Annotated in this window: 19 protein-coding genes and 2 pseudogenes; 8 read left to right on the top strand and 13 right to left on the bottom strand. The window is 62.4% G+C overall.

Annotated elements, in window-relative coordinates; genetic code table 11:
* The first annotated feature begins 119 nt into the window (after positions 1–119).
* Together U741_RS0114705 and U741_RS0114700 are read left to right on the top strand one after the other, a co-directional pair.
* Positions 120–455: a helix-turn-helix domain-containing protein gene (locus tag U741_RS0114705; protein WP_029891205.1), complete on the top strand. Its 336-nt coding sequence runs from the start codon at positions 120–122 to the stop codon at positions 453–455.
* On the top strand, positions 448–1,695 hold the full coding sequence (locus tag U741_RS0114700; protein WP_029891204.1) for a type II toxin-antitoxin system HipA family toxin: 1,248 nt from the start codon (positions 448–450) through the stop codon (positions 1,693–1,695). Before U741_RS0114705 ends, U741_RS0114700 begins: the two co-directional genes overlap by 8 nt.
* 255 nt (positions 1,696–1,950) lie before the next feature.
* On the opposite strand, the gene guaA is transcribed toward U741_RS0114700, so the two are convergent.
* A complete protein-coding gene (gene guaA, locus U741_RS0114695) occupies positions 1,951–3,522 on the bottom strand; it encodes a glutamine-hydrolyzing GMP synthase (protein ID WP_029891203.1) in 1,572 nt (523 codons plus the stop codon).
* An 82-nt stretch (positions 3,523–3,604) separates the two neighbouring features.
* Complete coding sequence (gene guaB, locus U741_RS0114690; RefSeq protein WP_029891202.1) at positions 3,605–5,077, bottom strand: IMP dehydrogenase; 1,473 nt, start codon at positions 5,075–5,077, stop codon at positions 3,605–3,607.
* A 36-nt stretch (positions 5,078–5,113) separates the two neighbouring features.
* Between guaB and xseA the strand changes: the two genes are divergently transcribed.
* Positions 5,114–6,463, top strand: coding sequence for an exodeoxyribonuclease VII large subunit (xseA, locus tag U741_RS0114685; RefSeq protein WP_029891201.1), 1,350 nt, complete (start codon positions 5,114–5,116; stop codon positions 6,461–6,463).
* A 53-nt stretch (positions 6,464–6,516) separates the two neighbouring features.
* On the opposite strand, the gene U741_RS0114680 is transcribed toward xseA, so the two are convergent.
* The 7 genes from U741_RS0114680 to U741_RS18665 form a co-directional block, all read right to left on the bottom strand.
* Positions 6,517–8,337, bottom strand: a complete 1,821-nt coding sequence (locus U741_RS0114680; RefSeq protein ID WP_029891200.1) for an acyl-CoA dehydrogenase C-terminal domain-containing protein — start codon at positions 8,335–8,337, stop codon at positions 6,517–6,519.
* Positions 8,338–8,469: 132 nt separating this feature from the next.
* Positions 8,470–9,366: a carbon-nitrogen hydrolase gene (locus U741_RS0114675; RefSeq protein WP_029891199.1), complete on the bottom strand. Its 897-nt coding sequence runs from the start codon at positions 9,364–9,366 to the stop codon at positions 8,470–8,472.
* Positions 9,367–9,373: 7 nt separating this feature from the next.
* Entirely contained in the window at positions 9,374–10,390 is a 1,017-nt protein-coding gene (locus U741_RS0114670; RefSeq protein WP_029891198.1) for an agmatine deiminase family protein, read from the bottom strand.
* A gap of 46 nt (positions 10,391–10,436) precedes the next feature.
* On the bottom strand, positions 10,437–10,769 hold the full coding sequence (locus tag U741_RS0114665; RefSeq protein ID WP_029891197.1) for a hypothetical protein: 333 nt from the start codon (positions 10,767–10,769) through the stop codon (positions 10,437–10,439).
* Between the two features lie 164 nt (positions 10,770–10,933).
* Positions 10,934–11,503 carry an outer membrane beta-barrel protein gene (locus U741_RS0114660; protein WP_029891196.1) on the bottom strand — a complete coding sequence of 190 codons (570 nt, stop codon included), beginning with the start codon at positions 11,501–11,503 and terminating at the stop codon, positions 10,934–10,936.
* Between the two features lie 161 nt (positions 11,504–11,664).
* Complete coding sequence (locus U741_RS18670; RefSeq protein WP_152551630.1) at positions 11,665–12,015, bottom strand: hypothetical protein; 351 nt, start codon at positions 12,013–12,015, stop codon at positions 11,665–11,667.
* A gap of 167 nt (positions 12,016–12,182) precedes the next feature.
* Positions 12,183–13,016 (bottom strand): SAM-dependent methyltransferase, encoded by an 834-nt coding sequence (locus tag U741_RS18665; protein WP_052378868.1) that lies wholly within the window; start codon positions 13,014–13,016, stop codon positions 12,183–12,185.
* A gap of 198 nt (positions 13,017–13,214) precedes the next feature.
* Between U741_RS18665 and U741_RS0114645 the strand changes: the two genes are divergently transcribed.
* The 3 genes from U741_RS0114645 to U741_RS19440 all read left to right on the top strand — a co-directional run bounded on the left by U741_RS0114645 (position 13,215) and on the right by U741_RS19440 (position 14,696).
* Positions 13,215–13,847, top strand: coding sequence for a hypothetical protein (locus U741_RS0114645; RefSeq protein WP_152551629.1), 633 nt, complete (start codon positions 13,215–13,217; stop codon positions 13,845–13,847).
* A 182-nt stretch (positions 13,848–14,029) separates the two neighbouring features.
* The gene (locus U741_RS0114640) at positions 14,030–14,539 is read left to right on the top strand and encodes a lipocalin family protein (RefSeq protein ID WP_235200461.1); all 510 of its coding nucleotides are present in this window, start codon (positions 14,030–14,032) and stop codon (positions 14,537–14,539) included.
* A 19-nt stretch (positions 14,540–14,558) separates the two neighbouring features.
* Positions 14,559–14,696 (top strand): BrnT family toxin, encoded by a 138-nt coding sequence (locus tag U741_RS19440; RefSeq protein WP_161776249.1) that lies wholly within the window; start codon positions 14,559–14,561, stop codon positions 14,694–14,696.
* 72 nt (positions 14,697–14,768) lie between these two features.
* On the opposite strand, the pseudogene U741_RS18660 reads toward U741_RS19440, so the two are convergent.
* Positions 14,769–16,141 (bottom strand): annotated as a pseudogene (locus tag U741_RS18660) (IS5 family transposase).
* Between the two features lie 87 nt (positions 16,142–16,228).
* On the opposite strand from U741_RS18660, the gene U741_RS19050 reads away from it, so the two are divergent.
* Positions 16,229–16,519, top strand: coding sequence for a BrnA antitoxin family protein (locus U741_RS19050; RefSeq protein ID WP_366504379.1), 291 nt, complete (start codon positions 16,229–16,231; stop codon positions 16,517–16,519).
* Between the two features lie 224 nt (positions 16,520–16,743).
* Here U741_RS19050 and U741_RS0114620 read toward each other — a convergent pair whose 3' ends face one another.
* Together U741_RS0114620 and U741_RS20035 are read right to left on the bottom strand one after the other, a co-directional pair.
* Positions 16,744–17,712 carry an IS5 family transposase gene (locus U741_RS0114620; protein ID WP_029891190.1) on the bottom strand — a complete coding sequence of 323 codons (969 nt, stop codon included), beginning with the start codon at positions 17,710–17,712 and terminating at the stop codon, positions 16,744–16,746.
* Positions 17,713–17,784: 72 nt separating this feature from the next.
* Positions 17,785–18,138: pseudogene (locus U741_RS20035) on the bottom strand (HNH endonuclease); the annotation flags it as partial.
* Positions 18,139–18,194: 56 nt separating this feature from the next.
* On the opposite strand from U741_RS20035, the gene U741_RS0114610 reads away from it, so the two are divergent.
* Positions 18,195–19,229 carry an IS630 family transposase gene (locus tag U741_RS0114610; RefSeq protein ID WP_029888535.1) on the top strand — a complete coding sequence of 345 codons (1,035 nt, stop codon included), beginning with the start codon at positions 18,195–18,197 and terminating at the stop codon, positions 19,227–19,229.
* Between the two features lie 356 nt (positions 19,230–19,585).
* Here the strand turns inward: U741_RS0114610 and U741_RS0114605 are convergent, their stop codons facing one another.
* A complete protein-coding gene (locus U741_RS0114605) occupies positions 19,586–20,554 on the bottom strand; it encodes an IS5 family transposase (RefSeq protein WP_029889639.1) in 969 nt (322 codons plus the stop codon).
* Positions 20,555–20,690 lie beyond the last annotated feature (136 nt).

The following is a 20,690-nucleotide window of genomic DNA, read 5'->3' as shown; positions in this document are numbered from 1 at the left end:
ATAGCGTTACGGGCCCGCCCCGCCGTCCTGTCTTAATGGGATCAACATCGCGTGACAGTTAGTAACGTTGTAAGCTTCGTGCTACATACTTGGCTAATTTGTAGTGCGAAGATTTCAAGATGCCTACACCACACAATCCTCCCGCCGCTGTGCGGCGCGCCCTACGCAAGTTGGGTGCGGACATCCACGATGCCCGTCGGCGTCGGCGGCTGCCCATGGCCGTCGTCGCGGAGCGTGCCTTCACATCCCGCTCGACCCTGCAAAAGGTCGAGGCCGGGGACACCAATGTCAGCATCGGCATTTATGCGGGCGTCCTTCAGGCGCTGGGCCTGCTCGACGGCCTGGGCGAGATCGCCGACATCGGCAACGACCTGGTTGGACAGGCGCTCGCCAGTGCGGAACTGCCCAAGCACGTCCATCTCAAGCGAACAGCCGGATCAACTCGCGATGTCTGACTTCGAGGTCCATATCGACCTGGACGGCCGCACGCGCCCCATTGGACTGGCGAGGAGCAATCGTGTTCGAGGCGCCGAGACGATCCTTTTCGAGTACGACGGCGCGTGGCGCGTCGATCCCGACCGGTTCTCGCTTGAGCCTGCCCTTGCCCTGACCCGCGGTGCCTTTGCACCTCCAGCCGGACTGGCGGTTTTTGGTTCCATCGGAGACTCAGCGCCCGACACATGGGGGCGCCGTCTGATGCAACGGGCCGAGCGCCGTCTTGCCGAACGCGAAGGCCGCGCCGTTCGCACCCTTACGGAAAGCGACTACCTGCTCGGCGTCGCCGACGAGACCCGCCTGGGCGCCCTCAGATTCCGCTGGTCCGGCGACGAGATGTTTCAGGCGCCTATGCGCGCCGGCGTCCCCGCTCTGATCGAACTCGGGCGGTTGCTCCAGATCACCGAACGGATCCTCCGCGACGAGGAAACGGACGAGGACCTACAACTCATCCTCGCACCCGGCTCCTCGCTTGGCGGCGCGCGGCCGAAAGCGTCGGTCATCGACCAGCACGGACACCTCTCCATCGCCAAGTTTCCGAAGGAGACCGACGACTACAGCATGGAAACCTGGGAGGAGATTGCGCTGCGGCTGGCCGAGCAGGCCGGCATCACCACGCCGCACCATGAGCTGATTCAGGTAGCCGGCAAGGCGGTGATGCTGTCGCGGCGCTTTGATCGTTCCGGCGCGATCCGCATTCCTTTCCTGTCAGCGATGGCGATGATGGGCGCCAAGGACGGTGAGCGCGGCAGCTACCCGGAAATCGTCGACGCGCTTGCGCAACATGGCGCGCAGGGGAAGACCGATGCCCATGCTCTCTATCGGCGGGTGGTCTTTAACGTACTGATTTCCAATGTCGATGATCACCTTCGCAACCATGGTTTCCTTTGGCTCGGCAAGGCGGGATGGTCGCTTTCTCCCGCCTATGACCTTAACCCTGTCCCCACCGATCTCAAGGCGCGTGTGCTGACAACCAACATCGACTTGGACGAGGGCACCTGTTCGCTCGACCTGCTTGAGGCGGCTTCGTCGTTCTTCGGCCTCACACTGCTGCAGGCCCGCGCAATCATCAAAGAGGTCGCAACCGTGACCGCAACGTGGCGCGAAACCGCCAAAGCGGCAGGTGCCCGCCCCACCGAGATTGTCCGGATGGCCAGCGCGTTCGAACACGATGATCTCAGGCGGGCGCTGGCGCTGTGATCCAGACCACCGTCGACGGCAGCTGTGTACCCAGTCATCGGATAGGCCCACATCTCCCAATTGTGTCGACTCGCCTTGCTGCCGATCCCCACTCCGTGGGGCCCCTCGGCAGGTAGCTCGCGGCGCTGCATCCCCAACTTTGTTGGCGCGGTTGGAAATGAGCAGCACGGGTTGATCGTTCCTGAACTCCTGATCGCGCCACGCCCCTTGCCGTCGATCCCGCTGCGCGGGTCCCTCGACGGGTGGGTCGCGGCGCTACTCCCATTCAATCGTTGCAGGTGGTTTGCCGGAGATGTCGTAGACGACGCGGGAGATGTTGGGCACTTCGTTGACGATGCGGCGCGAGCAGACGTCCAGCAGTTCGTAGGGCAGGTGGGCCCAGTGGGCGGTCATGAAGTCGATGGTTTCGACGGCGCGCAGGGCGATGACCGGGGCATGGCGGCGGCCGTCGCCGGTGACACCGACGCTTTTCACCGGCAGGAACACGGCAAAGGCCTGGCTGACGCGGTCGTACCAGTCGGCCTTGCGCAATTCTTCGATGAAGATGGCGTCGGCACGGCGCAGGGTGTCTGCGGCGGCGCGGGTTACTTCACCGAGGATGCGCACGCCCAGGCCGGGGCCGGGGAAGGGGTGGCGCATCACCATGTCGCGCGGCAGGCCCAGTTCGAGGCCGATCTTGCGCACTTCGTCCTTGAACAGTTCGCGCAACGGCTCGACCAGTTGCATGCGCATGTGCGCAGGCAGGCCGCCGACGTTGTGATGACTCTTGATGACGTGGGCCTTGCCGGTCTTCGCACCCGCACTCTCGATCACGTCGGGGTAGATCGTGCCTTGGGCCAGAAAGTCGACGTCGGTGAGCTTGTTGGCTTCGGCCTCGAACACGTCGATGAACGCGCCGCCAATCACCTTGCGCTTGGCCTCGGGGTCGTCGATGCCGGCCAGTGCGTCCATGAACTGATCCTGCGCATCAGCGCGGATGACTTTCACACCCAGGTGTTCGGCAAACACCTTCATCACCTGATCGCCTTCGTTGAGGCGCAGCAGGCCGTTGTCGACAAACACGCAGGTCAACTGGTCGCCAATGGCCTCGTGCAGCAGGGCGGCAACGACGCTGGAATCAACCCCACCCGAGAGGCCCAGCAACACCTTGCGGCTGCCGACTTGCTCACGCACTTTGGCGACCGCGTCGCTGACGATGTTGGCCGGTGTCCATTCGCGGCCGCAGCCGCAGATAACGTGCACGAAGCGCGACAGGATCGCCTGGCCCTGCTTGGTGTGGGTGACTTCGGGGTGGAACTGAAGACCGAAGTAGCCGCGCGATTCATCGCCCATGGCGGCAATTTCAAGGTCGCCGGTGTTGCCGATGCGGCTGAACCCGGGCGGCAATTCACACACGTAGTCGCCGTGGCTCATCCACACGTCAAGCAGGCCGTGGCCCTCGGCGGTGCGATGGTCTTCGATGCCGTCAAACAGTTTGGAATGGCCGCGCGCCCGCACCTGCGCGAAGCCGAATTCGTGCACCGTACCGGGCGCGACCTTGCCGCCCAGTTGTTCGGCCATGGTCTGCATGCCGTAGCAGATGCCCAGCACCGGCACGCCCAGCGACCACACGGCATCGCTGGCGCGCGGGCTGCCCGCTGCCGTCACCGACTCCGGCCCGCCGGACAGGATGATGCCCTTGGGCGCGAACTCGCGGATGGCGGCGTCGCCCACGTCCCACGGCATCAGTTCGCAGTACACGCCGGCTTCGCGGACGCGGCGGGCGATGAGCTGGGTGACCTGCGAGCCGAAATCCAGAATCAGGATGCGGTGGGCGTGGATGTTCATTGTTTCGACGGGCCGACGTGATGAGGAGGCGTGACGATCAAGCGCGCTGTTCTGGCATGCATCGACTTGAAGGAATCAGGCGTCAGCCGCCATCCACCCGATAGTTCGGCGCTTCCTTGGTAATCGACACATCGTGCACATGGCTTTCGCGCATGCCGGCACCGGTGATTTTTACGAAGCGGGTGATGGTGCGCATTTCTTCAACGGTGGTGCAGCCGGTGTAGCCCATCGAAGCGCGCAAACCGCCGACCATCTGGTGCAGGATTGACGCCATCGGCCCCTTGTAGGGCACGCGGCCTTCAATGCCTTCGGGCACCAGCTTCTCGACTTCGTCGGTGGTGTCCTGGAAGTAGCGATCTTTCGAGCCCTGTGCCATTGCGCCCAGCGAGCCCATGCCGCGATAGCTCTTGTACGAGCGTCCCTGATACAGCTCAACCTCGCCTGGCGCCTCTTCGGTGCCGGCCAGCATGGAACCGACCATCACGGCGTAAGCGCCTGCGGCGATGGCTTTGGCGAAGTCGCCGGAGTAGCGGATGCCGCCGTCGGCAATCAGCGGAATGCCACGATCCTTGAGCGCCGCCGCGACCGCCATGACTGCGCTGATCTGCGGCACGCCGACGCCCGCGACGATGCGCGTGGTGCAGATCGAGCCCGGACCAATGCCCACCTTGACCGCGTCGGCGCCGGCGTCAGCCAGCGCGATGGCGGCTTCTGCCGTGGCAATGTTGCCGCCGATGACCTGCACCTGCGGAAAGCGTTGCTTGACCAGCCGTACACGGTCGAGCACGCCTTGTGAGTGACCGTGTGCAGTGTCGACCACGATCACGTCGACGCCCGCCTCAATCAGCCGCTCGATACGTTCGTCGGTGTCGCCGCCGGTGCCGACGGCCGCGCCAACGCGCAGGCGGCCCTCGCTGTCCTTGCAGGCTAACGGGTGATCGGTGGACTTCTGGATGTCCTTGACAGTGATCATGCCGCGCAGCGCGAAATGGTCGTTGACCACCAGTACCTTTTCGATGCGATGGCGGTGCAGCTTGTCGAGCACTTCCTCGCGCGAGGCGCCCTCGGGCACGGTCACCAGCCGTTCCTTGGGCGTCATGATGCGCGACACCGGCTCGTGAAACTGGGTCTCGAAGCGCAGGTCGCGGGCGGTGACGATGCCCACCAGATGCTCGCCATCGACCACCGGCACGCCGCTGATTTTGTGCGCGCGGGTGAGCTTCAGCACCTCGCCGATGGTCATGGTCGGATCGACGGTGATGGGGTCGGCAATCACGCCGGACTCGTGCTTTTTGACCGCACGGACCTCGTAGGCCTGGGCCTCGGGCGGCAGGTTTTTATGGACGATGCCCATGCCGCCTTCCTGGGCGATGGCGATGGCCAGCGACGCCTCGGTGACGGTGTCCATCGCGGCCGACAGCAGCGGAATGTTCAGCGTGATTTCGCGCGTCAACTGGGTCCGGGTTGAGACCTGACGCGGCAAGACATTGGAATAGGCCGGCTGCAGCAGAACATCATCGAAGGTCAGCGCTTCGCGCTCGATTCGGTCAAACATGGGGTCCGGCACTCCGGCAAAAACTTATTATAGGGGATGCAACCGCTTTCCCTCCCGACCGTCTACGCCGTTTCCGAACTGAGCCGCCTGCTGCGCGACGTCATCGAATCCAACTTCGGCACGGTGTGGGTCGAAGGTGAAATCTCCAACCTTGCGCGCCCCGCTTCCGGCCACTGGTACTTCACGCTGAAGGACGGCGAAGCCCAGTTGCGCGCGGCGATGTTCAAGCCCGCCAACCGGCTGGTCAAACCGGTGCCGAACAATGGCGATCAGGTCCGCGTGCGGGCGCGGCTCAGCGTGTATCCGGCGCGCGGCGACCTGCAACTGATCTGCGAGCACATGGAGCCCGCAGGTCTGGGCGCCAAGCTGGCTGCGCTGGAGGCGCTGAAAGCGCAATTGCAGGCCGAGGGATTGTTCGACCCGGTGCTGAAGCGGGCCATTCCCGTCCTGCCGCGCCGCATTGGGGTGATCACTTCGGCCACCGGCGCCGCCGTGCAGGATGTGATGACCACGCTGGCGCGTCGGTTTCCGCTGGTGCCCGTCATCTTGGTTCCGGTGCTGGTGCAAGGCGAGGGAGCTGCGCCGGCCATTGCTGCGGCGCTGCGCGACGCGCGTTGGGGCGCCCGGGCGGATGTGCTGTTGCTGGTCCGTGGCGGCGGTTCCATCGAAGACTTGTGGGCCTTCAACGAGGCCGAGGTGGTGCGGGCGGTTCGCGCCTGCGCAGTGCCGGTCATCACCGGCGTGGGTCACGAAACCGACACGACGCTGGTGGATCTGGCGGCCGATTTGCGCGCACCGACACCGACAGGTGCAGCCGAGCGCGCTGTGCCCGATCAGCTCGAGATCAGACTGGGGCTGCGGCGGTTGACCGAGCGTCTGGCGCTGACCACCTCGCGTGGGCTCATGGAGCGGCGCCAGCGTCTTGATCGTTTATCGGCCCAGTTGGTCCGGCAGCGCCCCACCCATCGGCTGCAAGCCCTGGCACAGCGGCTGGATGAGTGGGTGCTGCGTCTCGAGGCCCATCAGCGCCGCGCACAGTCACAGCGGCTCCAATTATTGATGGGTCTCAGACAGCGCTTGCTGCGCCGCGACCCGCGTGCCCGCACGGCCGAGGCAATCGCCCGTCATGCCGAGTTGGATCGTCGTTTGCACATGGCCGTGCAGCGCGGGCTGCGCCATCAGCAGCAGCGCTGGCAGATGGCGCAACGCACCTTGCAGGCACTGTCGCCGAGCGGCGTGTTGGCGCGCGGCTTTGTGCTGGTCCGCGACGCTGGTGGCACGGTGCTGACGCGCGCGGCGCAGGTGCGCCTGGATGCCCCGCTGACGCTGCAATTCCATGACGCCAGGATCACCGCAACGTCCACCGATACGCCATCGAAACCATGAAAAAGGCCCCGGCAGTGCCGGGGCCCCGTTGCTGCGAGTAGCCGTCCGCCGCTTCAGGAAAACGCGAAGTCGGCTTCGGGCATTGCAGTCATGGACCTGCTGGGCTTGGTCATGGATGCGGCATGGCCCTTGGCGCGCGGCAGCAGGTGATCGAAGTAGAAGGTCGCCGTGGCCAGCTTGGCCTTGTAGAACTCGGCCGTTTCGGCGCCGCCGCCTTCGACCAGCTTCTTCTGCGCCACGGCTGCTTGCACCGCCCAGAAGTACCCCATCATCACGTAGCCGGAATACATCAGGAAGTGGTGCGAGGCCGACGACACCACGTCACGGTCTTTGCGTGCGGCCAGCATCAGGCGCACGGTCAGCACGTTCCATTCGGCGGCGTAACGACCGATGTCGCTGGCGAAACGACGCAGGCCGTGATGGCGCAGGTTTTCGATTGCGAAGCGTGCCATCTGGCCGGTGAATTCACGGACGCAGGCGCCGCGGCTGGTGAGCAATACCTTGCGGCCCAGCAGGTCGAGGCCCTGAATGCCGGTGGTGCCTTCATAGAGCGTGGCGATACGCGCGTCGCGGGCGATCTGCTCCATGCCGTGCTCCCAGATGTAGCCATGGCCGCCAAACACCTGCATGCCCTGGTTGGCCGCCTCCAGACCCATTTCGGTGAGGAAGCCCTTGAGGATGGGGGTGAAGAAGCCCAGTTTGTCATCCCACTTTTTGAACTTGGCGTCGTCGCCCTCGATGATGCCGTTGACCATGTGATCGGCGTACTGCGCGGCGAAGTAGATCATCGCCCGGCCGCCCTCGGCGAAGGCTTTCTGGGTGAGCAGCATGCGCCGCACGTCGGCGTGGTGGATGATCGCGTCGGCGTTCTTCTCGGGTTGTTTCTTGCCCGAAAGCGCGCGCATCGAGCGGCGATCCTTGGCGTAGGCCAGCGAGCCCTGGAAGGCCAGCTCGGCGTGTGCAACGCCCTGAATGGCGGTGCCGATGCGGGCGGTGTTCATGAAGGTGAACATGGCCTCCAGCCCCTTGTTGGGTTCGCCAATCATGTAAGCCGCCGCGTCGTCAAAGTTGAGCACGCAGGTTGCCGAGGCCTTGATGCCCATCTTGTGTTCCAGCGAGGCCACGCTGACACCGTTGCGCGCACCGACGCTGCCATCGGCGTTGGGCAGAAACTTCGGCACGATGAACAAAGAAATGCCGCGCGTCCCCGGCGGGGCGTCGGGCAGGCGCGCCAGCACGATGTGGACGATGTTCTCGGCCAGATCATGGTCGCCGGAGCTGATGAAAATCTTGGTGCCGGTCATCCGGTAGCTGCCGTCAGCCTGTGGTTCGGCCTTGGTGGTGATCTGGCCCAGGTCGGTGCCGCACTGCGGCTCGGTGAGGCACATGGTGCCGGTCCAGCGACCCTCGGTCAGTGGCGGCATGTAGGTGGCCAGCTGCTCGGGATTGCCGTATTGCATGATGGTGTTCATGCAGCCCATCGACAGGCCGGGGTACATCAAAAAGGGCCAATTGGCGGTGCCCATCATCTCGGTCTTGAGCAGGCCCAGGCTCATCGGCAAGCCCTGACCGCCGTACTCAGCCGGGTGCGAAAGACCCTGCCAGCCGCCTTCGACGTACTGCGCGTAGGCCTCCTTGTAACCCTTGGGGGTGATGACCTGACCGTCTTCAAGGCGGCAGCCCTCGGCGTCGCCGGTGAGATACAGGGGCGACAGCACTTCTTCACAGAACTTGCCGCACTCGTCGAGGATGGCGTTGACGGTGTCCGGATCGGCATCTTTGCCGTTGCTCAGTCCGGCATAGTGGCCCGGAAAATCAAAGACTTCGTTGAGCAGAAATCGGGTGTCGCGCAGCGGGGCTTTGTAAGCGGGCATGGCTTGTCTCCAAGCAGGAAAGTGAACAAGTGCACACTAACCTGATTGACCGTGGCGACAATGGCCGGCGGAACACTCCAATGCTGCGGCGCGGCAAATGGCGTCGAGGGTGGACGCTTGCCTTGCGAGGCTTTAACGCCGAAACCGCTTCACCAGGTCCCCGTACGCATCAATTCGTCGATCCCGCAAGAATGGCCACCAACGGCGAACCTGTTCGCTGCGGGCGAGATCAACATCGACGCGCAGCACATCGGGTTCGGCACCGAGTTGGCCGAGAAACTCCCCCTGTGGCCCGGCAACAAAACTGTTGCCCCAAAACTGGCTGCCGCTGAGTTGGCCGGTGGGGTCGGGTTCGTGTCCGACACGGTTGCAGACCAGCACCGGCAGGCCGTTGGCGACGGCGTGGGCGCGCTGAATGGTGATCCACGCGTCGCGCTGCCGTGCGTGTTCCTCGGGGGCATCGTCCGGGTTCCAGCCGATGGCGGTCGGGTAGATCAGCACGTCGGCCCCGGCCAGCGCCATCAGCCTTGCGGCCTCGGGGTACCACTGATCCCAGCAGACCAGTACACCCAAGCGGCCCACCGAGGTGTCAATGGGCTCGAAGCCCAGGTCGCCGGGCGTGAAGTAGAACTTCTCGTAATAGCCCGGATCGTCGGGAATGTGCATCTTGCGGTAGGTGCCGACCAGACGGCCGTCGCGCTCCAGCACCACGGCGGTGTTGTGGTAAAGCCCCGGCGCGCGGCGCTCGAACAGCGAGCCGACGATCACCACATTCAGCTCGGCAGCGAGCCCGCCCAACCACTCGGTTGATGGGCCGGGAATGGGTTCGGCCAGGTCGAACAGGTCGGGGGACTCGTGCTGGCAAAAGTAAAGCGAGGTATGCAGCTCCTGCAGCACGATCAACTGCGCACCCTCGGCGGCGGACTTGCGAATGCCGGCTTCGGTGCGCGCGGTGGTTTCGGCGCGGTCGGCGCTGCAGGCGTGCTGGACGAGGGCAACGGCAAGGGTGTTGGGGGTCGGTGTGGTCATGACGCTCTCAGCGGGGCACTTGCATGGTGACGCAGTGCAGACTGCCGAACTGGCGGATCAACGCGCAACAGTCCACGCCGATGACCTCACGCTCCGGAAAGGCGGGCCGCAAGCGTTCCAGCGCGATGGGGTCGTTCACCGGGTCGTCGTAGGTCGGCACCAGCACGGCACCATTGACGATCAGAAAGTTGGCATAGCCGGCGGGTAGACGCTGGCCTTCTTCATCGAAATGGGCGCGCGGCAGGGGGAGCGGAATCAGCGTGTAGCGCGTGCCGTCGGCCTTCTTCAGCGCGCGCAGTTCGTCGGCCATCGGCTGCAGCAGGGCGAAGTGCGGATCGGCCTCGTCGTCGCAGGCCTGGTAGGCGATGGTGTCGGGCGTGCAGAAGCGGGCAATGGTGTCGACATGGCCGTCGGTGTCATCGCCCAACAGGTCACCGTGCTTCAGCCACAGGATGCGGCTGAGGCCCAGCCAGTGGGCGAGTTTCTGCTCGATGGTGCCGCGTCCCAGCTTCGGGTTTCGGGTGGCGGCGAGCAGACAGCGCTCGGTGGTGAGCAGGGTGCCCAGGCCGTCGGACTCGATGGCGCCGCCCTCCAGCACGAAGTCCAGCGTGTCGATGCGGCCGGGCAGGGCGCCCAACTCGGCGAGTTGCTGGGTGACGGTGTTGTCGAGGTCGGCGTCGAACTTGCCGCCCCAGCCGTTGAACTGGAAGTCGAGATGCGTGGGCGTGCTGCCGCGCAGGATGGTGATCGGCCCATGGTCACGCGCCCAGACGTCGTTGGCGCGCACTGGCAGCACGCTGAGGTGTTCGGGTGGAATGCCCTCGGCCAGCAGGCGGCGGTGTAGCGCGTCGGCGTCGTCGGGACAGGCGATCAGCACCGGCTGAAACTGACCGATGGCGACGGCAATGCGAATGAAGTTGGCCTCGACCTCGCCGAACCAGCGCGAGAAATCACCCTCGCGGCGGGGCCAGGTCAGTTGCACGAAGGCTTGCGGCGCCCATTCGGCGGGCAGGCTGGGTTTCATTGAGATCTCGGTCAACAGTGTTGAGGGGCATGACTGCCGCCTTGGGTCAGGGGCCGGAACGCAGCGCTTCGGTGTTTCTGAGCGGTGCCGGCGAGTCTTTCACAACGGCGTCGATGACCCATTCGCGTTCGAAGAAGACCGAAAAATTGGCGTAATCCCAGCGGGTGATCGGCGGGTGCTGCGGCTTGCCGCCACCGACCGGGGCGAAGCGTTTGGCGGGCGTCCCGAACTGGGCCTGCACGGCGCTCATGCGCTCGCCGCGTTGCGGCAGGGTGACGGTCGATGACGATGCGTCGCGCTGCGAGGGCAGGTTCAGGACGTCTGCGTGCGCGGCGTGGCCGCAACAAAGGGCAATGGCAATTAGGCTCGCGCGCAGCATGATGATCGTCTCAGGGCCGGGTTGGCGTGAGCATAGCAATGGCGGGTGACGTTGCGCGTCGCGCCGCGTGGGCGTTGGGTCAGGCGCGATGGGCGGTGGATTCGGTCGCGCACAAAAAAGCACCGGCGCGAGGCCGGTGCTTTCCGGGTGATGCATTCAGTGGCCTAGAAGCGGTACTGCAGATTGACCGAGCCCATGTCAACGTCGGCGTCGTCAATTTCCATGCGGTCATATTCGATGCGCATCTGCAGGCCGGGACCTTCACCGATACGCAGACCCACGCCATAGAACGTGTCGTTGCCATCCGCGCTCGATGACAGCGCCGGGCTGAGCGGGCCGCCGGCTTCGACATCGCGGTCAACATCCCACCACAACTGACCGATCTTGGCGAAGGGCGCAAAGCTGCTGCTGATGGGCAGGTGGACCAGGGCTGCGGCGAAAGCGCCGTCGGAGCTGAACTTGAGCGAGCCGTCATTCAGATCGCCAAAGTCGACGTAGCCGCCTTCGAGGCTGAAGACCGGGTTGAGTTGGGCGCCGACCTGGGCGCGCCAGCCGGTGCGGTTGTCCTTGAAATCGTCATCCTCGTCGAGGAAGTCGTCGTCGTTGAGCCGGAAGTAGCCAATGCCGCCGCCGCCGTAAATGGAAGGCCCGGTCTGGGCGACGGCGAAGCTGGGCACCATGGCCAGGCTGCTGGCCAACATGAAGCCGGGGGCAATCAGAGCAAGTTTTTTCATTTTGTGAACATCCTGTCGGTATGGAGTTTGTCGCGACAGGGGGGAGCCTACGGGGTGGGTATGAGTCGACCCTGAACCGCCAGTCGACGCGTGCCGAGGCGGCATTTTGATCAGACAAAGGTCACGCCCCGTCCGAATCGGGCGGGGCGTGACCCAAGCGGCTACTGCGCGTTAAACGTCTTGACCGCCTCGTTGAACTGCGCGCCCACGGCCTGCATCTCCTCCACCATGTCGTTGAATTCGTCGGTGTACTCGGCTTGCACGGCCTCGTCGTCGGGCGTTTCGGGCTCGCCCAGCGCCTTGGCCTCGGCGACCAGGCAATTGCGGTAGTTGTCACCTTCGCCAATAAACGCCTGAACGGCCTCTTGTGCGTCTACCAGTTGGGTTTCGGTTGCTTTGGCGCCGTCTGGAACCGCCGGTGCCTCGGGGCGGCTGCATTCGGTGTCCAGCGCCATGGCGGCCGACATGGGCATCAGCACGGCGAGCAATCCTGCGCGAAGTGGCGTCTTCATGGATAGGGTTTCTCCGTTGTTCATTCGAATGGGTGTTCGAGCGGCCGTCGAAAATTGCGTCGATACGACACGCTCGCTCAAACCCTAGCAAGCGAGGCCAATAGACGCCAACCTCGGCGAACAGCGTGCAACGCTTGAAAATCGCGGCGCCATGCCCGCGGTCGGGGTCAGCGTTTTTGCCCCACGCAAACGATGTAGCGCAGCACCCGTTCACGACAGGCCCAGCGCATGAAAGCGGCCGTAGCGTCGTATTTGCGCCAATTGATGCGGGCCCTGAGCGCGGGCGCAAGGCTCTGTTTATAGCGGCGCAGCCAGTCACCAAACGGCAGCATCACCTGCTCGCTGATGTCGACAAAAGCCGGTTCGGCAAACCCCGCCTGCCGCCACTGGGCGCGGTAGGTGTCTGCGGTGACCAGGTTGGCACGCGGGATGCGGGCACTGCGGGTCATGAACATCAGCGCTGCGGCGTGTCGCCACGGACGCGTGTCCCGGGCCAGTACCAAGTCGGTGACGCCAAGCTGCCCGCCGGGGGCGAGCACATTGGCTGCGTCGGTCAGGAAGCGGGTGCGCGATTCAAAGTGATACGCGCAGTCCAGCGCAATCACGGTGTCGGGCCGCGCCTGCCCGCCGGCGGTTGCCTGGGGGACCAGGTCGCGTGCGCTGCCCACCATCAAGGCGGCGGCGATGTTGGGATGACCGGCATCGGCCAGCCGCTGGCGGGCGAAGTCAGTCTGGCTTGACGACAGGTTGAGTCCCGCCAGTTGGCGCACACCGTAGTGGCGAACCCAGTGCAGCAATTGATCGCCGCAGCCGAAGCCGACATCCATCACGCGGGATCGGGCGCTCAGGGCCAGTCGCGTGCCGAGTTGATCGGCAAGCGCCGTGCACGCCGCCGGGTAAGTTTGCGCGGTCTGCCAGTCGCCAAAATTGCCCCAGGCAGTCGCGCCACCCGACTCGTGGTTCAACTGCCGCTCGGCAAGGTCATGAAATTCGCGCGGCATGGGCAGCTCGACTGAATGGCGTTGGGCACCTCAAACCCGGATCGACGTTTGCGGCGGCATGCCCGAGGCATTCGAGAATAAGGGTCTTCACCGCCCGAGGCGACCGGACGCGCAGGTGAAATTGCCGCGGGGAATCACTAATCTCTGGCTCAAATGACCTCGCGCTCGCAAGGCTGGCCGCTGGCTCCCGTGGCGTGGATGACCGCGCTCTGGCCGGTGCTGATCATTCATCTTGCGTATTTCAACTCGGCGGCAGGCGGTCATCTTTCGTGGTGCTGGCCTTACTGGGACGGCTGCACCTCCATTAGCGCGGCCGCGCGTTCGGGCAGCTCGATCTACCTGTTTCGCGCGGCGATGATGCCTTGGGCGGCCCTGATGGTCTTGTATTGGTGGCTGGCTGCCCAGTGGTGCCGTGACCGCGCACCGCACGCCTTGGTCAGGCGCTGGCTGGTCCTGGCGTGTGGCTGGGGCGGCACGCTGTTCTATCTGCTTTACGCGACATTCTTGGGCGAAGACGGTGACGCGCCGCGCCTGCTGCGGCGCTATGGCATCAATCTGTATTTTGCCCTCACGGTGTTGGCGCAGATGTGGCTGATCAGCGTCGCCGTGGGGTCTGGCGTGCTGTCGCGCGGGCAGCGACGCAGCTTCTTGAGCGTGTTCGCCGCGCTCATTCTGCTGGGGCTGGCCAGCCTGCCGTTGCAGTTCATCGTTGATGACTGCCGCGCACTGCTCAACGCCATTGAGTGGTGGTATGCACTGCTGATGATGGTCACCTACGCGCTGATGGGGTGGGTCTGGTGGCGCGAGAACTGGCGTTTTGGCCTGCGCTGAGCGCAGAGCGTTTCGCCGATGAAAGCGAAGCGCTCCCCACACCGGTGGTGGCCTCAGAATGGCGGACAGCCTGCGGCAAGGGCCAGTGGTGCAAGCTGGCGTCCAATCAATCAACTTTCGGCACACACGGCATGAAAATCATTTCACTATTCGTTGCTGTCGCCCTACTGAGTGGCTGCTCTATGTTCGGACCCAAACGCGACCCCATTCCGCTCGTCCCCGAGGTTGACCTGCCGCGCTTCATGGGCACCTGGTACGAGATCGGATTTACGCCCATCTTCCTGGTGCGCGACGCCCACAACGGCGTTGAGCACTACGAATTGAATGACGACGGCACCATCGCCACCACCTATCAGTACCGCGATGGCGCGTTTGACGGCGAGCTGAAAACCGATACGCCGAAAGGCTTTGTCGAGCCCGGCACCAACAACGCGCTGTGGGGCATGCAATTCGTCTGGCCGTTCAAGGGCGAGTACCGCATCGTGCACCTTGAGCCCGACTACTCGGTCACCATCATTGCCCGCAACAAGCGCGACTACGTGTGGCTCATGGCCCGCGAACCCGACATGAGCGAAGCCGATTTCGAACGCTATCGACAGATGATTGGCGACATGGGCTACGACCTGACCGAGTTCAAGCGCCACCCCCAGCAATGGCCGGAGTCATCGCCCAGGCCGCCGTTGACGGATTGATAAGCAGTCATGCGGTGCGATGGGCCGATTCCGCAACAACCGCAATGATGAAGACCCGGATGCAGAAGGCGAGGTCCGCTACGTCACCCTGGGCATGAGCATGTCGCTGAGCTTGCTGGTGGTGGTGTGGACCGACAGGACGCCCCACATCATTTGAATTATTTCGTTCAAGTGATCGCCATGCGCAATAACCACGACTTCGTCGTCCCTGAAGAATTCACTCTGCCCGTCACCTGACGGCGCTTGTGATCGGGAATTGAGCTTGATGTCGGTCTTGAACTGCTGACATCGATTTCAGTACCCACAGGATTTGGGCCCAAGAAAGGGCGATCCATCGCATTAACCATCTGATGTTGTAGCCGGCAGCGGCCAATACGGCGTTGAGGGCATCGCCGAGTTGTCCCTTCAAGTGACAGCGCCGCATGCGGTGTTCGTCCTTCAGGTGGCCAATGGTCGGTTCGACCGCCTGTCGTCGTTTGAGCAGTTTGACCTGCGGGGGTTTGAGGGTCTTGCGCTTGCCTCGGTGAACAATGGTGATGTTGTCAGGCTGCCTGCCGCGATAACCCAGATCGACGATGGCGGTCTTGGGGCTGACGCCGGTGAGGATGGCGGTCTGTTCAAGATGCTCTTCGAGGGTGTCGCCGTCATAGGGGTTGCCCGGAAAGCTGCGGGCCCCGACGACCAGGCCCTTCTTTGCGGTGATGGCAATGCCGACCTTGACGCCGAATTCGTAGGGTTGGCGGGCGCAAGCCCAAAGCCAATGCACTCCACTTCCGGGGCATGCAGGGCGTAGAGCTTGTTCTTGTCTTTGGGCTTTTGGGTACGCAACCGCTCGGCGCGCTCCAGCACGGTGGCAAGCCGCTGCAGTTGATCTGCATGGGCCTTGCGATGCAGCTCCCGAATCAGGCGCCCCAGCAGGGTACGCTGGCTCTTGAGCGTCCGGCGCAGGCGCTTGAACTGCTTGGCGTGGGCATAGCGGCCTGCTTTGAATCTGAGCGCCGGGCCGATACGGGCGTAGCTCTGTCGCAGGGTGATGCCTTCAGCCTTGGCGGCCTTCACCAGCTTGTGCCGGGCAATCTCCAGCAAGCGGCTGTCGGTGGGGTAAGCGACGTTCTTCTCCTGCACCGTGGAGTCGATGATGATCTGTTCCAGATCGGCACTACGCACCGCCTTCAAACCCTTGGCAGCCTCGATGGTCTGGGCCAGCAGTTCTTCGACGCCGGCTTCTCCCAACCGCTGACGGAAACGCGTCAGTGAACTGGGGTCACAGGGGAAGCGGGTCTGGAAAAACACCTCTCCGCAGAAGAACTGCCAATAGGGGTTCTCCAACCAGCGGGCACAGACCTGCTCATCAGAATGGTTGTAGGCGTGCTTCAAATACAGCAAGCCGATGATCATCCGCAACGGCAGAGCGGGACGCCCTGCGCCAGCGGGCGCGGGGGGCAGCACACTTGAGAGTTCGCGCTCCAAGGTCTCCCAGGGCATGACCGCAGCCAACTGGATCAGGGGGTGGCGCATCTCGATCATCTGGTCCAGGCGTGATCGAAAAAGATCCTCAGACCGGGCTTCAGGCCCGTCGACCGGTGAACTGCGATGACGCATGTCCAACACCTCAGAATTTGCCAGTTTCTGAATGCAATTATCGCAAATATCGGCGATTCACGAAGCTACAAAACAGACATTTCTCAAATATATTCAGATGGTTGGGGATTTTTCAGGGGCGACGACTTCAGCAATGCAAAGAGTGCCAAGGGTGTTCCCGCGCTTGCGCGCCTTCAGAAGGCGAATGAGGGCAAGGAGCGAATCACCATCCGGCTGGATGCCGACGTGCTGGCCTGGTTTCGCGACCAGGTGAAGGGCGGCGGCAACTACCAATCACTGATCAACGAAGCCTTGCGCATGCACATCAGTGAACGTGACGGCACGCTGGAGCGCACGCTGCGGAAGGTCATTCGGGAAGAGCTACGGACTGCGGCCTGACGCTTTCAAGGCCGCTCGGCTCATCAGCAGTCCAGCGTGAGTTTGAAGGGTTCGATCATCCGGGACCTGACAGTTAGGGATCATCTGAAAAACCCATGCTGAGACGGGCTGCCAAGCGTGCGGTGACGAAAGTCGGGTCTGAGGCTCGAGATTCGACGCTTCGCATTGCCCGTTTTGGCTTCGAATCGCTGCATAACCTCGGTTTTGGTACTCATCAGGCGCACCTATCCCGCAACCATCAGTCGTCGCCTCACCATCCACAGGTTGGAGAGGGCAAACAGGGTTTGCAGTTGGGCGGTGTTCTTGGCCAATCCCCGGTAGCGCACCTTGGTGTAGCCAAACTGGCGCTTGATCACGCGGAAGGGGTGTTCGACCTTGGCGCGGATGCGGGCCTTGGTCTCTTCCAGCTTTCGCATGATCTGGCCCATCGGCGTGTCTGGCAGCGCCCGGCGCTTGCCCGGACGCATCGCGACCTGCCACTCAACGTTGTGGTGCTTGAGTTCTTCGCGCTTGTCGATGCCCTGGTAGCCCGCGTCGGTATGTACCTGAGTCTCCTCCCCATGCAGCAGCTCATCGACCGGCGTCAGGTCGTGAACGTTGGCGGCAGTACCGGCAACGGAGTGCACCAGCCCGGAGTCGGCATCTATGCCGATATGGGCCTTCATGCCGAAGAACCACTGGTTGCCCTTCTTCGTTTGATGCATGTCCGGGTCCCTTTCGCCGCTGCTGTTCTTGGTCGAGCTGGGGGCGTGAATCAGGGTGGCGTCAATGGCGGTACCGGCTTTGAGCATCAGCCCCCGCGTGCGCAGCAGCTCGTTGATCAGTTGCAGCATGGCGGGGGCCAGCTTGTGTTGTTCGAGCAGATGCCGGAAGCGCAGGATGGTGCTCTCGTCGGGCAGACGATCAGCGCCGGGATCAATGCCGATGAACTCCCGATACATGGGCACATCGTGCAGGGACTCTTCCATCGCCGGATCGGAGTGTCCGAACCACTGTTGCAGGAAGTGAATCCGCAGCATCAGCTCGCAGGCAAAAGGCGGGCGCCCCGTCGTCGACTTGCCCCAGTAGTGCGGTCCGATCAGCGCCACCAGCTCCTGCCAGGGCACCACCCGATCCATCTCCTCCAGAAACACTCGCTTGCGCGTGCGCTTGGAAGACACTTCAAACCCAGACGCAAGGCTCAACTGCTTCATCAGATTCAGGCGCTCAACAGGTCATCGACGAGACATGAATTGTCCCATGAAGAGGGGTTTTGCAGATGATCCTTAGAGAGCAGTCTCAGCCCCGGCTGGCGATTGGGGGTTTACCCAAAGAACGAGCCCCTCAAGATTATCCAGTTTATACGGCAAGGCCATGATATCGAAAGGAAGATCTTTTTTTATGACCTCTGTCAGCGGTTCGTCAAGCAAGTAATTTTCATCGCAGTACCTTGCAACAAGCTTTAGATATCGACGTAGTAATAGAATGGATGGCCGCATTTCTTTGGAATGCAACCAACGCAGAACATCCCTATCTCTTTTCGAGCTATTACAAGAACGACAAGCCCATACAAGATTGTCCGCGCTATCGCTACCGCCATTTATTCTTGGGATGAGATGATCCATATGGATTTTATGCTCTGAGCCGCAGTACTAACCTTTTAGAAAGTATTGTCATAATATGAGACAATACGGCCATGAAATGCAAGCGCTCATCGGATGGTCGTTCTATCGATCATCATTCATTGCAGGTAATGCGACAGCAGGCGATCAAGGCCATGCGTGAAGGCCAGCCTGCGGCAAGTGTTGCTGCGGCTTTTGGTGTGAACGTTCGCAGTGTTCACAGGTGGTTGGCTGACTTTGTCAATGGCGGGCAGAACGCGCTGCTGGCCAAGCCCATCCCCGGCAGACCACCAAAGGTCAGTGCTGACGAGATGCGCTGGCTCGCACAGACGGTACGGGATCACTCGCCGTTGCAGTACCGCTTTCAGTTTGGCCTTTGGACGCTGTCGCTGATTGCCGAACTGATTCGCCGTGAGTTTGGCAAGAAGCTGTCGCTGGCCTCTGTCAGCCGAATCATGAAGCTGCTGGGCTTCAGTGCACAGAAGCCGTTGTATCAGGCTTGGCAGCAGGATGCGGCGTTGGTGCATCAATGGGAACAGGAAACCTACCCCGCCATCCGGGCCGAGGCGCGTGCAGCGGGCGCGACGATCTACTTTGCCGACGAGTCCGGCATTCGGTCGGACTACCACACCGGCAGCACCTGGGCGCCGCGTGGGCAGACCCCGGTGGTGCAAGTCACCGGACGACGCTTCTCGTTGAACATGATCTCGGCGGTGAGTCCACGCGGAGATTTCCGATTTATGGTCCATGAGGGCTCAGTGACTTCGCAGGTGTTTCGGGAATTTCTGAAGCGGTTGATGATCGGGGCCGAGCAGCCGGTTTTCGTGGTGGTCGACGGTCACCCCATCCACAAGGCAAAGCTGATCAAAAACTACGTCGACAGCCTGAATGGACAGCTCAAGCTCTTCTTCTTGCCGCCCTACTCGCCGCAATTGAACCCCGACGAACAGGTCTGGGCCCATGTGAAACGGCAGGTCTCGCGCCAGTTGGTGCAGAGCAAAGATGAAATGAAGCGCCTTGCCATCGGTGCGCTCCGACGAATCCAGCGGCTACCCGAACTCGTGAAATCATTCTTCCGACAGCCCGAGTGCAAATATGCGGCAGGGTGACATTTCTTTTGAGAAGGTTAGTAACAGCAAGATTTTGGATATTGATACTTTATTCGCTCATCGTCAAAGGTTGAGCGCATGCTCATCTTTCCAGATACAAGCCCCTTATTTAACCGCGCCCTGATCATGTAGTTCAGGCGGCTGTACTTCTTGGCGCCAGACTCTACCGCTGAATGAGCGCAGGCCAAGTTTGCGTACGACCACGCTAAGGATCATCTGAAAAACCCATGCTGAGACGGGCTGCCAAGCGTGCGGTGACGAAAGTCGTACCGGAGGATCGAGATTCGAGGCTTCGCATTGCCCGTTTTGGCTTCGAATCGCTGCATAACCTCGGTTTTGGCGCTCATCAGGCGCACCTATCCCGCAACCATCAGTCGTCGCCTCACCATCCACAGGTTGGAAAGGGCAAACAGGGTTTGCAATTGGGCAGTGTTCTTGGCCAATCCCCGGTAGCGAACCTTGGTGTAGCCAAACTGGCGCTTGATCACCCGGAAAGGATGTTCGACCTTGGCGCGAATGCGCGCCTTGGTTTTTTCAATTTCGCTGATCAGTTTGCCCATCGGTGTGTCGGGCAATGCCCGGCGCTTGCCGGGGCGCATCGCGACCTGCCACTCAACGGTGTGGTGCTTGAGTTCTTCGCGCTTGTCGATGCCCTGGTAGCCCGCGTCGGTGTGCACATGCTCTTCATCTCCATGCAGCAGCTCGTCGACCGGCGTCAGGTCATGGACGTTGGCAGCAGTACCCGCAACGGCGTGCACCAGCCCGGAGTCAGCATCCACACCGATGTGGGCTTTCATACCAAAGAACCACTGATTCCCTTTCTTCGTTTGGTGCATTTCCGGATCGCGCTCGCCGCTGCTGTTCTTGGTCGAACTGGGGGCGTGGATCAGGGTGGCGTCAATGGCGGTACCGGCTTTGAGCATCAGCCCCCGTGTGCGCAGCAGTTCATTGATCAGTTGCAGCATGGCGGGGGCCAGCTTGTGCTGTTCGAGCAAATGCCGGAAGCGCAGGATGGTGCTCTCGTCGGGTAGACGATCGGCTCCGGGATCAATACCAATGAACTCGCGATACAGCGGCACATCGTGAAGGGATTCTTCCATGGCGGGATCGGAGTGCCCGAACCACTGTTGCAGGAAGTGAATTCGCAGCATCAGCTCGCAGGGAAACGGTGGGCGACCCGTCGAGGCTTTACCCCAGTAGTGGGGCTCAATCAGCGCTACCAGCTCGCGCCAGGGCACCACCTGGTCCATCTCTTCAAGAAACACCCGCTTGCGCGTGCGTTTAGAGGACACTTCAAACCCAGACGCAAGGCTCAACTGCTTCATCAGATTCAGGCGCTCAACAGGTCATCGACGAGACGTGAATTGTCCCATGAGGAGGGGTTTTGCAGATGATCCCTAAATGCTCCCTGACTGTTTGGACCTCTCGCATCATAGATTTCCCGTTAACTTTTAATCAGAA

Origin of the sequence: Polycyclovorans algicola TG408 (assembly GCF_000711245.1) — a bacterium.
Classification (GTDB): domain Bacteria; phylum Pseudomonadota; class Gammaproteobacteria; order Nevskiales; family Nevskiaceae; genus Polycyclovorans; species Polycyclovorans algicola.
Note: the sequence above shows the minus strand (reverse complement) of the source record. Positions and strands in the feature narration are given on the sequence as shown.